Source organism: Pseudomonas sp. HY7a-MNA-CIBAN-0227, from assembly GCF_040310325.1.
In the GTDB taxonomy this organism is placed as follows: domain Bacteria; phylum Pseudomonadota; class Gammaproteobacteria; order Pseudomonadales; family Pseudomonadaceae; genus Aquipseudomonas.
The window spans coordinates 115,488-130,221 of sequence record NZ_JBEOPT010000006.1; the positions used below are offsets into that span (position 1 = coordinate 115,488).

Here is a 14,734-nt window from a genome sequence, read left to right on the forward strand (position 1 = left end):
GGTCCAAGCGCTTTTCCAGTAAAGAGCCTAATAAATACAAGATTGGAGATAACCATGGCTGAAGCAAAAGTATTGAGTGGCGCTGGCCTGCGTGGCCAGATCGCCGGGCAGACCGCACTGTCCACCGTGGGCCAGGCCGGCGCCGGCCTGACCTATCGCGGCTACGACGTGCGCGAACTGGCCGCCGACGCGCAGTTTGAAGAAGTCGCCTACCTGCTGCTGTACGGCGAACTGCCGACCAAAACCGAACTTGCTGCCTACAGCGCTAAGCTGAGCAAGCTGCGTGACCTGCCGCAAGCGCTGAAAGAAGTGCTGGAACGCATCCCCGCCGACGCCCACCCGATGGACGTGATGCGCACCGGTTGCTCGTTCCTGGGCAATATCGAGCCGGAGAAAGACTTCAGCGTGCAGCACGACATCACCGACCGCCTGCTGGCCGCGTTCCCGGCGATCATGTGCTACTGGTATCGCTTCAGTCACGAGGGTTTACGCACCAACTGCGTGACGGATGAGGCCTCCATCGGCGGCCACCTCCTGCACTTGTTGCATGACAAGAAGCCGAGCGAGTTGCACGTCAAGGTCATGAACGTCTCGCTGATTCTCTACGCCGAGCACGAATTCAACGCCTCCACCTTCACCGCACGGGTCTGTGCCTCGACCCTGTCGGACCTGTATTCCTGCGTCACCGCCGCCATCGGCTCCCTGCGCGGCCCGCTGCACGGCGGTGCCAACGAAGCGGCGATGGAGATGATCGAGCGTTTCTCTTCACCGCAAGAAGCCATCGAAGGCACCCTCGGCATGCTGGCGCGAAAGGACAAGATCATGGGCTTTGGCCACGCGATCTATAAAGACAACGACCCGCGCAATGAAGTGATCAAGGGCTGGTCGAAAAAACTCGCTGACGAGGTGGGCGACACGGTGTTGTTCCCGGTTTCCGAAGCCATCGACAAGACCATGTGGGAACAGAAGAAACTGTTTCCCAATGCCGACTTCTACCATGCCTCGGCGTACCACTTCATGGGCATCCCGACCAAACTGTTCACGCCGATTTTCGTCTGCTCGCGCCTGACCGGCTGGGCGGCTCATGTGTTCGAACAGCGTGCCAACAACCGCATCATCCGTCCGAGCGCCGAGTACACCGGCGTCGAACAGCGCAAGTTCGTGCCAATCGAACGTCGCTGAGTGGAGAAACCGCTGATCTCGGGGTGAAACCGGATCAGCACCGGTTCTTCCTTTTGCAACTACCGTGACCGAGTCCTGACGATGAACACTGAACACCGCAAACCGCTGCCCGGCAGCCGACTGGAATACTACGACGCCCAAGCGGCCGTCGATGCCATCACCCCCGGCGCCTACGCCACCTTGCCGTACACCTCCCGTGTGCTGGCAGAAAACCTCGTGCGCCGCTGCGACCCGGCGACCCTCAATGCGTCCCTTGGCCAACTGATCGACCGCAAGCGCGACCTCGACTTCCCGTGGTTCCCGGCCCGCGTGGTCTGTCACGACATTCTCGGCCAGACCGCCCTGGTGGACCTCGCCGGCCTGCGTGACGCCATTGCCCTGCAAGGCGGCGACCCAGCCCAGGTCAACCCGGTGGTGCCGACCCAATTGATCGTCGACCACTCCCTGGCCGTGGAAAGTGGCGGTTTCGACCCGGACGCTTTTGAGAAAAACCGAGCCATCGAAGACCGCCGCAACGAAGACCGTTTCCACTTTATCGAGTGGACCAAAAAAGCCTTCAAGAACGTCGACGTGATCCCGCCGGGCAACGGCATCATGCACCAGATCAACCTGGAGAAAATGTCTCCGGTGATCCAGGTGCGTGACGGCGTGGCCTTCCCCGATACGTGCGTCGGCACCGACAGCCACACCCCTCACGTGGACGCCCTGGGCGTGATCGCCATCGGTGTTGGTGGCCTGGAAGCCGAGAGCGTGATGCTCGGCCGCGCCTCGTGGATGCGCCTGCCGGAGAGCGTCGGCGTCGAGTTGACGGGCAAGCTGCAACCGGGCATCACTGCCACCGATATGGTGCTGGCGTTGACCGAGTTCCTGCGTCAGCAAAAAGTCGTCGGCGCCTGGCTGGAATTCTTCGGTGAAGGCGCGTCGAAGCTGACCCTGGGCGACCGCGCCACCATCTCCAACATGGCCCCGGAATACGGCGCCACGGCGGCGATGTTCTACATCGACCAGCAAACCATCGCTTACCTGAAACTCACCGGCCGTGAAGACGAACAAGTCACCCTGGTGGAGCAGTACGCCCGTCACACCGGCTTGTGGGCAGATAGCCTCAAAGGCGCGCAATACGAGCGCGGGCTGACCTTTGACTTGTCCTCCGTCGTGCGCAACATGGCCGGCCCGAGTAACCCTCACGCCCGTGTCGCCACCAGCGACCTGGCGGCCAAGGGCATTTGCGGGCAGTGGGACGATGTGCCGGGGCAAATGCCCGACGGCGCGGTAATCATCGCCGCCATCACCAGTTGCACCAACACCAGCAACCCGCGCAACGTGATTGCCGCAGGCCTGCTGGCGCGCAACGCCAACAAGCTTGGGCTGGAACGCAAGCCGTGGGTCAAGTCGTCCCTGGCGCCGGGCTCCAAAACGGTGGCCATGTACCTCGACGAAGCCGGGTTGACCACGCAGCTTGAGCAACTGGGTTTTGGTGTGGTGGGATTTGCCTGCACCACCTGCAACGGTATGTCCGGCGCGCTGGACCCGGTGATCCAGCAAGAGATCATCGACCGTGACCTGTACGCCACCGCCGTGCTGTCGGGTAACCGCAACTTTGACGGACGGATTCACCCGTACGCCAAGCAGGCATTCCTCGCCTCGCCGCCGCTGGTAGTCGCCTACGCCATTGCTGGCACCATCCGTTTCGACATCGAAAAGGACGTGCTGGGCCTGGACGCCAATGGCCAGGAAATCCGCCTGAAAGACATCTGGCCCAGCGACGAAGAAATCGACGCGGTGGTCAAGGCGTCGGTCAAGCCGGAACAGTTCCGCCAGGTCTATATTCCGATGTTCGCTATCCACGAAGACACCGGCCCGAAAGTCGAGCCGCTGTATGACTGGCGCCCGCAAAGCACCTATATCCGCCGCCCGCCGTACTGGGAAGGCGCGTTGGCCGGTGCCCGTCCGCTCAAGGGCATGCGCCCGCTGGCGGTGCTGCCGGACAACATCACCACCGATCATCTGTCGCCGTCCAACGCCATCATGTTGGACAGCGCCGCCGGTGAATACCTGGCGAAAATGGGCCTGCCGGAAGTCGACTTCAACTCTTACGCAACCCACCGTGGCGACCACCTGACCGCCCAGCGCGCCACCTTCGCGAACCCGAAGCTGTTCAATGAAATGGTCGTCGAGAACGGCAAGGTCAAACAGGGCTCACTGACGCGCCTGGAGCCGGAAGGCAAGGTCACGCGGATGTGGGAAGCGATCGAAATCTACATGGAACGCAAGCAGCCGCTGATCATCATTGCAGGCCAGGACTATGGCCAGGGTTCGTCCCGGGACTGGGCAGCCAAAGGCGTGCGCCTGGCCGGTGTCGAGGCGATTGCCGCCGAAGGCTTCGAGCGTATCCACCGCACCAACCTGGTGGGCATGGGCGTGTTGCCGCTGGAGTTTTTCCCCGGCACTGACCGCAAGACGCTGGGTATTGATGGCAGCGAAACCTATGACGTGATCGGCGAGCGCACCCCGCGCGCCACGCTGACGTTGGTGATCAACCGCAAAAATGGCGAACGCGTCGAGGTGCCGATGACTTGCCGCCTCGACACCGCTGAAGAAGTGTCGATCTACGAGGCGGGTGGCGTGTTGCAACGTTTTGCCCAGGACTTCCTGGAATCGGCAGTGACCGCCTGATAACTGTGGCCGGGGTTTATACCCCGGCCCATGAGGAAAACCATGGCACACGTACCTCAGATCAAAATCCCCGCCATCTACATGCGTGGCGGCACCAGCAAGGGCGTATTTTTCAGCCTCAAGGACCTGCCCGAATCGGCCCAGGTGCACGGCGCGGCCCGCGATGCCTTGCTGCTGCGCGTGATCGGCAGCCCCGACCCTTACGACAAGCAAATTGACGGTATGGGCGGCGCCACGTCCAGCACCAGCAAAACCGTGATCCTCGCCAAAAGCACCCGTGCTGATCACGATGTGGATTACCTGTTTGGCCAGGTTTCCATCGACAAGCCTTTCGTCGACTGGAGCGGCAACTGCGGCAATCTGTCGGCGGCGGTGGGTTCCTTCGCCATCAGCAGCGGCCTGATGGACGCCGCACGTATTCCCCACAACGGCGTGGCCGTGGTGCGGATTTGGCAGGCCAATATCGCCAAGACCATCATCGCCCATGTACCGATCACCAACGGCGCGGTGCAGGAAACCGGTGACTTCGAACTGGACGGCGTGACCTTCCCTGCGGCTGAAGTGCAGTTGGAATTCATGGACCCGGCGGCAGAAGAAGAGGGCGGTGGTGGGTCGATGTTCCCTACCGGCAACCTGATCGACGACCTGGAAGTGCCCGGTGTCGGCACCTTCAAGGCCACACTGATCAATGCCGGGATTCCCACCATCTTCATCAACGCCCAGGACCTGGGCTACACCGGTACCGAGTTGCAGGGTGCGATCAATAGCGACCCGAAAGCCTTGGCGATGTTCGAGACCATTCGTGCCCACGGTGCGTTGCGTATGGGCTTGATCCAACATCTGGACGAAGCAGCCAAACGTCAGCACACGCCGAAGGTGGCGTTTGTGGCGCGGCCTGCGGACTATGTGGCGTCCAGCGGCAAAGCGATTGCGGCGGGCGATGTCGACCTGCTGGTGCGGGCGCTGTCCATGGGCAAGTTGCACCACGCGATGATGGGCACCGCGGCGGTGGCAATTGGCACGGCCGCGGCGATTTCCGGGACCTTGGTCAACCTTGCAGCGGGTGGTGTGGAACGCAGCGCCGTGCGCTTCGGACATCCGTCGGGCACCTTGCGCGTTGGCGCTGAAGCCAGCCAGATCAACGGCGAATGGGTCGTGAAAAAAGCCATCATGAGCCGCAGTGCGCGGGTGTTGATGGAAGGCTTCGTCCGTGTCCCGGGCGATGCTTTCTAAACCTGTGGCGAGCGGGCAAGCCCGCTCGCCACAACAAGCATCCAGCATCACCCATAAGAAAACCAACTGACCGTTGCCAACCCTGAACCGAGGTCCGAGCCGAATCCTTTAATCACGCCTAATCAGAGTGAGTTGAACATGAGCGCCAACGTCGACCAAAACAACCGCCCCGACTACGACCAGGTCCTGCAGGACATCGCCGACTACGTCTTGAACTTCAAGATCGATTCCCGCGATGCCCTGGACACCGCCCGCAACTGCCTGATGGATACCCTCGGTTGTGGCCTGCTGGCCCTGCGTTTCCCGGAGTGCACAAAGCACCTGGGACCTATCGTCGAGGGCACGGTGGTACCGTTTGGCGCTCGCGTACCGGGCACCTCGTTTCGTCTGGACCCGGTCAAGGCGGCCTGGGACATCGGTTGCATCGTGCGCTGGCTTGACTACAACGACACCTGGCTCGCCGCTGAATGGGGGCATCCATCCGATAACCTTGGCGGCATCCTTGCGGTGGCCGATCACCTTTCGCAAAAACGTGTGGCGCAAGGTGACGCACCGCTGACCGTGCGGGCGGTGCTGGACGCGATGATCATGGCCCATGAAATCCAGGGTGTGATCGCCCTGGAAAACTCCTTCAACCGCGTCGGCCTCGACCACGTGCTGCTGGTGAAAATCGCCTCCACTGCCGTCACCGCCAAGCTGATGGGCGCCAACCGCGAGCAACTGCTGTCGGCGCTGTCCCAGGCCTTTGTCGACGGCCAGGCCTTGCGCACGTACCGCCATGCGCCGAACGCTGGGTCGCGCAAGTCCTGGGCGGCGGGCGACGCATCAAGTCGCGGTGTGCGCCTGGCGGACATTGCCATGCGCGGCGAGATGGGTATTCCCGGTGTATTGAGCGCGCCGCAGTGGGGCTTTTATGATGTGCTGTTCAGCCATACCAACAAGGACCTGGCGCTCAAGCCCGAAGACAAGCGCGCCTTCAGCCTGTCCCAGCCCTACGGCACCTACGTGATGGAAAACGTGTTGTTCAAGATCAGCTTCCCGGCCGAGTTCCATGCACAGACAGCCTGTGAAGCGGCGGTGACCTTGCACCCGCTGGTCAAAAATCGTCTGCACGAGATTGACCGAATTGTCATCACCACCCACGAGTCGGCGATTCGCATCATCTCCAAGGTCGGTCAACTGGCCAACGCCGCCGACCGCGACCACTGTATCCAGTACATGACCGCCGTTCCCCTGGCGTTTGGCAACCTGGTGGCCGAGCAGTACGAAGATGATTTCCACGCCGCCCATCCGATCATCGATGAACTGCGCGAGAAGATGGAGATTGTCGAAGACCCCCGCTATAGCCTGGATTATCTCGCGCCCGACAAGCGCTCGATTGCCAATGCCTTGCAGGTGTTCTTCAAGGACGGCTCCAGCACCGAACAGGTGGTGGTGGAATACCCGATTGGCCATCGCCGTCGTCGGGCGGATGGAATTGCGTTGCTGGAAGACAAGTTCAAAGCCAACCTGGCGACGCGGTTTACCGCCCAACGCAGCGCCGAGATTTTTGCCTTGTGCAAGGATCAGGTGAGGCTTGAGGCGACGCCGGTAAACCGGTTTGTGGACCTGTTCGTGATCTGACCCCTGACCATTCCCACGCGCTGCGTGGGAATGGCATGGATGCTATTCAAACCGCAAAATCACCCTTCGATTGTGTTTGCTCTTCTTCTCGATTTTCTCGCAATACACCCGGCCGATTTCCTCGGTATTGATCACATGGGTGCCGCCACACGGCTGGATATCGATTCCGGCAATTTCAATCACCCGCACCGCGCCCTGGATCACGGGTGGCGCCACGGCTTGAGTGCGGGTGATCTGCAGCAATGTCGAGTACTCCGAGGCCGCCATCGACAGTGTCTTGACCTCGTGGGCCTGTTCGATCAGTGCGTTGAGGTCGCGGGTGATGGTGTCTTTATCGAGGGTCATTTCCGGTAGGTCGAAATCCAGGCGGCCCTTGTCAGCGCTGATGCTGCAACCGGTCACCGGCGCATCGATGATTGAACACAACAGGTGCAGGCATGTGTGCATTTTCATGTGCTGGTAGCGCCGTTCCCAGTCCAGGCTGGCATCTACCTCCACTCCGGCGCTCAACTGTTCGGGGCGATGCTCCACCTGATGCCAGATGATCGAGCGCAGCACCGGATCGCGTACCGTCCCAGTGACGTCCACCCGCGTGCCGTCTGGCAGGGTGAAGTAGCCGGTGTCTCCCGGTTGCCCACCGCCGGTGGGATAGAACAGCGTGTGTTCCAGGGCGATGCCGTGTTCACTCACCGCGATCACCCGGGCACTGAAGGCGTTCTGGTAGGGTGCGCTGTCGAACAGCGCCAGGGTTTCCATTGTGTGCACGGACATGTTCAACCTCCGACGATCAGTGGGCTGACTTGCAGCAGGTGCCGAACCATTGCGCTCAAGCCAGGGGGGGAAAGCAGGGTGATCTCAAACTCGGGCCCGCACACTTTCAGGTTCAGTGGCAGGCGTGTCGGGTGCGCAGGCGTCTCGAGGGTGTGCAGGCGAAACTGCAGGTGATGGCGCTCCTTGATCGTGGGCTCCAGCATCAGGCCGGGCAGGGGGTGAAAGTCGGCGTCCAGCACCGTGACCTTGTGGCTGGCGTTGACTTCGCCCACCACGTGCAGACGTTCGTCGAGGGCGAAGGCACCGAGATAATTGCTGTGGTCTGACTCATCGTTTTTTTGCAGTTGGATCTGGTTGACCACCTTGACCTTGGTGTCCGCTGGTACGTCCTGGGTGATGACGCAGGAGGGGCTGATAAACACGTTGTCGCCGATCAGCACATAGCCGAGCACCCGTGCTCCGGAACCGACCTCGACGTTGTTGCCCAGGCGCGGATGGCGCTTACCGTCAGGGTTGTTGGCGATGCCCCGGGCGCCGAGGGTCACGCCGCAGAGGATGTAGCAGTCGTTGCCGATCTCGCAGGTCTCGCCAATGACCGTGCCGTAGCCGTGGTCGAGCACAAAACGCCGGCCGATCCGCGCCGCCGGGTGGATCTCGGCGCCGGAGAGAATCTTGCCCTGGTTACTCAGCGTCAGTGCAATGGCTGAAAACACGCCGTTGGGCTGGTCGGGGAAATTCCACACCAGGTGCGCCAACCGGTAGTACAGCACCGCCTTGAACGAGGCGTAGGACTCCAGGATCAGTTCACTGCGACCACGGGACGCAGGGTCGCGCCAGGCGTAGGCGATCAAGTCCTCGGCCACCGCCTGCGCCGCCGTCTGGATCAGCGGCGCCAGATGGTCTTGCAACTGCTGCATCTGCGTCGGCGTGAGGGTCTTGATGAGGTGGGTGAACAACTCATCGTGCAGCTGTTGCATGTCAATAAAGCTTCCCATGGATGGCACCCCCCGTAATTTTGTTATTCGAAACAGGGCAGATAACTGTCGGCACTGTCGTAGACCATGGTCAGTACGACGGTGTCGGTAGGCAGTTCCGGCGCGAGCTTGGCGATGGCCACCATGTTGGCCGCCGACGACAGCCCCAGGCTGATGGCGTCGGTGCGCATGATGCGTTTTATCATCTCCAGGCATTCTTCCCGCGAGACCTTGAGCATGCCGTCAATCACCGCCAGGTTAAGAATGCTCGGGATCAAACCGATGGACAGGCCCTGGATATGGTGCGGGGCGTGGCGGTCGTTGAGCAGGTCGCACTCCTCCGGCTCCACCCCCATCACTCGAATCGCCGGCCAGGTGGTCTTGAGGGTTTCGCCGATACCGGTGATATGACCGCCGGTGCCGATGCCGCCGACGAAGTAGTCCACCCGCAGTTCGCCAAAGGCGCGGATGATTTCCCGGGCGGTGGTGTCGCGGTGGGTTTGCGGGTTGGCGCCGTTACGCTGCTGGTTGAGCATCACGTAGCTGGGGTTTTCCAGTTGCAGTTCCATGCACTTTTCGCCGTGGGAGTTGTTACCCAGGCGGCTATCCGACAGCACCACCTTGGCGCCATACAGGCGCAGCAGTTTTTGCTTTTCCGGGCTGTAGTTGTCGGGAATCACCAGCACCACTTTGTAGCCCAGCACATTGGCGGCCATCACCAGGCCGATCCCGGTGTTGCCACCGCTGGGCTCGATGATGGTTTGCCCCGAACCACGGATCAGGATGCCCCGGCGTTCCGCGTCGAGGATCATCCCCAGGGCGATGCGCGTCTTGTGACTGCCTCCGGGGTTGAGGGATTCAAGCTTGGCGTAGACCTCAATGCCGAGGTCTTCGGAGAACTGTTCCAGACGCACGATGGGCGTATGGCCAATGGCGTCGAGTATCGAGTTATGCAACATAAGATAGGAACCCATGGCCGGTAGTCAGTACAAAGGCATGTCGGGTTCGACGTCGCGAACCCAATGTTTCATGCCGCCTTCCAGCACGCGGGTGTTGGCGAAGCCGGCGGCCAGTAAAGTGCTGGCGGCCTGCTCAGCCCTGATCCCGGCGTAGCAGATCAGATAGTGGGTGTTGTCCCGGCTCAGGCTGTCGAGCTGGCCGTCGAGTTCGGCCAGGGGGATGTGCACCACGCCGGGTAATTTGCAGACTTCCAGTTCGCTGGCATCGCGTACGTCCAACAGCACGTCGGCGCTGCGCTGTTGTTCCAGCAGTTGCTTGAGCATGCGCGGTTTGATGTAGCGCTCTTCGGCCAGTGTTGGAGCGGCGCTCACCGCGTCGGCACATGCGGCGGCTGCCGGTTGCTCACTGTGGCGTAGCTCGGAGCAGCACAAGCAATCGGCACGGCGCTTGAAGCGAATTTCGCTGAACTTCATCGCCAGGGCATCAAAGCGCATCAACCGACCCGACAAAGGCTCCCCAATACCAATCAGCAGCTTGATCGCCTCGGTGGCCTGGATCATCCCGACCACGCCAGGCAGCACACCGATCACCCCGCCAGCGCTGCAATTGGGCGCCAGTTCTGCCGGTGGCGCATGGGGGAACAGGCAGCGATAGCACGGCCCGCCCTGGTAGTTGAGCACGCTGATCTGCCCGTCGAAACGGTAGATGGCGCCGTACACCAACGGCTTGCCCAACTGCACGCAGGCGTCGTTGACCAGGTAGCGGGTTTCAAAGTTGTCGGTGCCGTCGATCACCAGGTCATAGGCACCGACCAGCTCCATAGCGTTGTCGGCGTTGAGCGCAGTGTTGTGGGCATTGATCTGGATGTGGCGGTTGAGGTCCTGCAAGCGCTGCTTGGCAGATTCGACCTTGGGCATGCCCAGCGTGCTGTTGCCGTGGACGATCTGACGTTGCAGGTTGCTGCTTTCCACCACGTCGAAATCCACCAGCCCCAGGGTGCCGATGCCGGCTGCTGCCAGGTACAGGCTGATGGGTGAGCCCAGGCCGCCGGTACCGATGATCAGCACCTTGGCCTTTTTCAGGTTCAGTTGGCCTTTGCGACCGACGCCGGGCAGGGTGATGTGGCGCACGTAACGCTGCACTTCTTCATTGCTCAGTGGGTCGATGTCCATGCCGCCGGAGGTGGCGAGTATGACTTCGATCTCAGTGGGTTTGACCAGCTTGTCATCGGGCTCAAGTAACTCTCCATTGGCGGTGTAGAGGAAATGTTCCTTGAGCTGATCGTTCTTGTGCTTCAGGTGTTCGTGCAGTTGTGGATAGCGTTCACACAGACTTTCAATGACTTCGCGCAATGTCGATCCGGCACCCTCAAGGGTCGATCCTGGCAACTTGGCCACGCGGACCAGAATGTCGGGGAAAGAGACAGCGTTCATGTACAACTCCGTTTGCAGGTCGTTGAAGGGTTTGCGGGCGAAGCGGTTGCCGTCCCAGGCAAACAGCTTGGAACCCTGGGCCTTGCCCTGGCGGACATCCACCACCAGGTAGCTGACGGGATAGATAGGTTCTCCCATGAACAGGGCTTTGTCCTGGTCCTCGTCGCTGAAGTAGGCACCGACATCAGGGTGGGAGTGGTAGATCACGACCACCGGGTTATTGCTGTGAAAAGCCTTGTTCATCATCAGCGTGTCGGCCACCGAAAAGGTGTAGCCGTTGGCCGCGCTGCGTGGGTAAACCTGGGGATTCTTGCGGTGCAGTTCATTCTGGATATTGCTGCCCAGGTACACGCTGCCGTCGGCGAAGACGAAGCCGCAGCACTCATCGGGATACGTGCTGGCGGCGTGGGCGTAGATTTGTTCCAGGGCGTTGGGGCGGAGGACGTCCATGTTTCTCTCGCGTTGGTGGAAGGTCAATTTTTCTTGGCCAGGAGCTTTTCTATCGGCAGCTTGGTGATCGCAAAACCGACCAGCAGGACCGCCGAGTACAGCATCAAGTCCTTGGAGATTTCCACGCCTTCGTACCAGGCGCCGATGATCACGGCGAACACCGGGAAGATGATAAAGACAAAGGACAGGATGATCGGACTCAGGCGCTTGAGCAGCATGAAGTAGACAATAAACCCGCCGACCGAGGCCACCAGCCCGAGGTAGAACAGTGCGCTCCAGGAGCGCAGGGTGATGTCGTCGAAGGTCGGGGTTTCAAACCACAGGCCTGCGACAAATAGCATCAACCCAGCGATGCCAATGGGCAGGGTGTTGTAGGTGATAACACTGATGGCGCTGCCTTTTTGCTTGGTGATGACGTAGCACAAGGCATGCATGATCGCCGCGGTCAGAATCGCCAGCACGCCAAAGAGCTCGGCATGGTCCAGGTGCAGGCCCTGGCTCTTGATGATCATGTACAAGCTAGCGAAACCGATGCCGATCCCGATCACTTGGGAAAAGTAGATACGCTCACGCAGAAACAGCGCTGAGAAGATCAGGATAAATACCGGCATGCAGCTGAACAGTAGGGCTGTAAGGCCGGAGGAGACATGCATCTCGCCGTAGTTGAGCAGGTAATAGGGAATGCTGAAGTAGGAAAGGGTCACGAACACGAAGAACCAGCGGCTTTCTCGTGGGAACAGGATCGGCTCGCGCCGCACCCAGGCGAAACACAGGAACAGCGGGAAGGCGATCAGGAAGCGCAGGCCCGCCGACGTCAGCGGCGGCACGCTTTCCACGGCAATTTTGATCCCCAGCCAGGTGGTGCCCCAACTCAGGCAGACAATGAGAAACATCACGCTGGTAATCAAACCAGCCAGCCACTGCTTGTGAGTTTTTGTTTTTTCAGCGTTTTCTAGAACGGCGGACATTGGCATCGTGACATTGCTTCCCTGTGACGGAATTGACCTCTATATTGAGAGCCTTAATCCGGTGATTGAACCCGTAAAAGCACACTATTAGGGCGAATGATGGCTGTCAAAACAAATATTGACATGGTGTCAATTATGCGAGAAGGGCTGTCCAGCGGTCAGGGCGTGAAGTACAAACGCCTATCCGATGTCATGGAGCGCGGCATTCTTGAAGGCTTGATCGAGCCGGGGCGAAAACTGCCGCCCCATCGGGTGCTTTCCGACAATCTCGGGGTAACCATCGGGACCATCAGCCGAGCCTATGGCGAACTGGAACGTCTCGGGCTGGTAGTGGCGCGGGTCGGTGACGGAACCTTCGTGCGCAAGCGTGGGATGGAGCGTCAGCGCGATGAAGGCTTTCGCAACTTCAGCGACGAGCCGCGCCAGTACTTCGACATGAGCCGCAACATGCATATCCCAGGGCAGGAGACGGCATTCCTGGCGCAGAGCTTTCAAAGCCTGGCGGGCAATGCCAAGTTTCTACAGGACATCAGCGCCTACACCCCGGATGCCGGGTTGCCCCGCTATCGCGCCGCTGGTGCGCGCTGGCTGATCCAGCAGCAATTCACGCCGATTCCCGAGCAGGTGATCTGCGTCAACGGCGGTCAGCATGGCTTGCTGTGCGCGATGATGGCCTTGTTGCGGGCCGGCGATACGGTGGTCACTGAGCAGTTGACCTATCCTGGGCTGATCACCGCCGCACGAATGCTCGGGATACGCTTGATCGGCTTGGAAATGGATGAAGAAGGCTTGCTGCCCGGGGCGCTGGATGACGTCTGTCGCAACCACCGGATATCGGCGTTGTACTGCACACCGACCATCCAGAATCCGACCACGGCGGTACTGTCAGTCGCCCGCCGGGAGGCGCTGGTGAAGGTGTGCCGTGAACACAACCTGCTGATCCTCGAAGACGAAGCCCATGGCGTGCTGGTGGAAGACCGTCCGCCACCCCTCAGCCATTTCGCCCCTGAGCGTACGATCCTGATCAGTAGTCTGAGCAAGGCGGTGTCGGCGGGATTGCGGGTTGGTTACGTGCATGCGCCGTCGGCGCTGGTCAGTCGCATCTCCGCCGCTTTGCGCTCCACCTGCTGGATGGCTACGCCGGTGACCCTGGAATTGGCGACCCAATGGATCGAAAACGGCACGGCGGACCATTTGCTGCGCCAGCAGATCAGTGAGATCAGCCGGCGCAAGGCTCTGGTCGAAGATCTATTGGTCGGTTTGGAATACCGCACCCATCTCAACAGCCCGCACTTCTGGATCGAAGTCCCTGAGCCGTGGCGAGCGTCGGAAATAGAGGCCGAACTCAAGCAGAACAATTACCTGATCGCCACCGCCGAGGCATTTGCTGTCGGGCAGACGGCGGTGCCGCAGTTTATTCGGGCGAGTATCTGCAATACATCGGGGGATGATCAGTTGTTGCGTGATGGGTTTGATGCGCTGGCGACAGCGTTGGGGCAGGGCGGCGGGCGGTTTTGTCTGTGAACTACCTGTGGCGAGGGGGCAAGCCCCCTCGCCACAGGTAGTTCAGGCAATGAGCATCACTTGAACCGCCGCTCAACCCCTTTTTCCACCAAAATCTTCGCCGAAATTTCTTCCACCGAAAAATGCGTGGAATTAATGTGCGCAATATTCTCCCTGCGGAACAAATTTTCCACTTCGCGCACTTCGAACTCGCACTGGGCGTAGCTTGAATAGCGGCTGTTGGGCTTGCGCTCGTTGCGGATGGCGGTGAGGCGATCCGGGTCGATGGTCAGGCCGAATAACTTGTGCTGATGGGCGCGCAGGGCAGCCGGCAGTTGCAGGTGCTCCATGTCATCTTCGGTCAGCGGGTAGTTGGCCGCGCGAATGCCGAATTGCATGGCCATGTACAGACAGGTCGGGGTCTTGCCGCAGCGGGACACGCCCACCAGGATCAGGTCGGCCTTGTCGTAGTAGTGGGTGCGGGCGCCATCGTCGTTGTCGAGGGCGAAGTTCACAGCCTCGATCCGCTCCATATAGTTGGAGTTGTGGCCAATGGAATGGGACTTGCCCACCGAGTATGAGGAATCTTCACTCAACTCCTGCTCCAGCGGCGCCAGGAAGGTGGAGAAGATGTCGATCATGAAACCATTGGAGGTTGCGAGGATCTCACGAATGTCCTGATTGACGATGGTGTCAAAAATGATCGGGCGAAAGCCGTCTTTTTCGGCGGCAAGATTGATTTGTTGTACCATAGCCCGCGCTTTATCCACGCTATCGATATAGGGACGCGTGAATTTGGCGAAGGTAATGTTTTCGAACTGCGCCAACAGGCTTTGCCCCAGGGTTTCGGCTGTGATGCCGGTGCCGTCGGAGATAAAGAAAGCAGATCGTTTCATTTGAGCCTTGGGCCTTAAGCTGATGACGAATCTTGGATATGATAGGCGCGATTTTGCCGGCACCC

General features: G+C 60.3%; 11 protein-coding genes. 5 read left to right on the forward strand and 6 right to left on the reverse strand.

All coding sequences use genetic code 11. The annotated features are described in order from the left end of the window. Positions 1-54: 54 nt before the first annotated feature. The 4 genes from prpC (at position 55) to prpD (ending at position 6,714) form a co-directional block, all read left to right on the forward strand. A complete protein-coding gene (prpC, locus tag AAEZ06_RS12445) occupies positions 55-1,182 on the forward strand; it encodes a bifunctional 2-methylcitrate synthase/citrate synthase (RefSeq protein ID WP_149412043.1) in 1,128 nt (375 codons plus the stop codon). A gap of 81 nt (positions 1,183-1,263) precedes the next feature. After that, on the forward strand, positions 1,264-3,858 hold the full coding sequence (gene acnD / locus AAEZ06_RS12450) for a Fe/S-dependent 2-methylisocitrate dehydratase AcnD (protein WP_350614498.1): 2,595 nt from the start codon (positions 1,264-1,266) through the stop codon (positions 3,856-3,858). A gap of 42 nt (positions 3,859-3,900) precedes the next feature. Further along, on the forward strand, positions 3,901-5,091 hold the full coding sequence (gene prpF, locus AAEZ06_RS12455) for a 2-methylaconitate cis-trans isomerase PrpF (RefSeq protein WP_149412041.1): 1,191 nt from the start codon (positions 3,901-3,903) through the stop codon (positions 5,089-5,091). A gap of 138 nt (positions 5,092-5,229) precedes the next feature. Further along, positions 5,230-6,714: a 2-methylcitrate dehydratase gene (gene prpD, locus AAEZ06_RS12460; RefSeq protein WP_149412040.1), complete on the forward strand. Its 1,485-nt coding sequence runs from the start codon at positions 5,230-5,232 to the stop codon at positions 6,712-6,714. A 42-nt stretch (positions 6,715-6,756) separates the two neighbouring features. Here the strand turns inward: prpD and AAEZ06_RS12465 are convergent, their stop codons facing one another. Genes AAEZ06_RS12465 through AAEZ06_RS12485 form a run of 5 tightly spaced genes read right to left on the reverse strand, consistent with a single transcriptional unit; the run spans position 6,757 to position 12,219 of the window. Beyond that, positions 6,757-7,485 carry an alanyl-tRNA editing protein gene (locus tag AAEZ06_RS12465; RefSeq protein WP_149412039.1) on the reverse strand — a complete coding sequence of 243 codons (729 nt, stop codon included), beginning with the start codon at positions 7,483-7,485 and terminating at the stop codon, positions 6,757-6,759. A 2-nt stretch (positions 7,486-7,487) separates the two neighbouring features. Continuing rightward, entirely contained in the window at positions 7,488-8,480 is a 993-nt protein-coding gene (locus AAEZ06_RS12470) for a serine O-acetyltransferase (RefSeq protein ID WP_149412038.1), read from the reverse strand. A 23-nt stretch (positions 8,481-8,503) separates the two neighbouring features. Continuing rightward, on the reverse strand, positions 8,504-9,418 hold the full coding sequence (locus AAEZ06_RS12475; protein WP_350614756.1) for a PLP-dependent cysteine synthase family protein: 915 nt from the start codon (positions 9,416-9,418) through the stop codon (positions 8,504-8,506). Positions 9,419-9,442: 24 nt separating this feature from the next. Continuing rightward, on the reverse strand, positions 9,443-11,302 hold the full coding sequence (moeB, locus tag AAEZ06_RS12480) for a molybdopterin-synthase adenylyltransferase MoeB (RefSeq protein WP_350614501.1): 1,860 nt from the start codon (positions 11,300-11,302) through the stop codon (positions 9,443-9,445). 23 nt (positions 11,303-11,325) lie between these two features. After that, positions 11,326-12,219: a DMT family transporter gene (locus tag AAEZ06_RS12485; RefSeq protein ID WP_350614758.1), complete on the reverse strand. Its 894-nt coding sequence runs from the start codon at positions 12,217-12,219 to the stop codon at positions 11,326-11,328. 150 nt (positions 12,220-12,369) lie between these two features. Between AAEZ06_RS12485 and AAEZ06_RS12490 the strand changes: the two genes are divergently transcribed. After that, on the forward strand, positions 12,370-13,794 hold the full coding sequence (locus AAEZ06_RS12490) for an aminotransferase-like domain-containing protein (protein ID WP_502948030.1): 1,425 nt from the start codon (positions 12,370-12,372) through the stop codon (positions 13,792-13,794). A gap of 56 nt (positions 13,795-13,850) precedes the next feature. Here the strand turns inward: AAEZ06_RS12490 and ppsR are convergent, their stop codons facing one another. Next, entirely contained in the window at positions 13,851-14,669 is an 819-nt protein-coding gene (gene ppsR, locus AAEZ06_RS12495) for a posphoenolpyruvate synthetase regulatory kinase/phosphorylase PpsR (RefSeq protein WP_149412034.1), read from the reverse strand. Positions 14,670-14,734 lie beyond the last annotated feature (65 nt).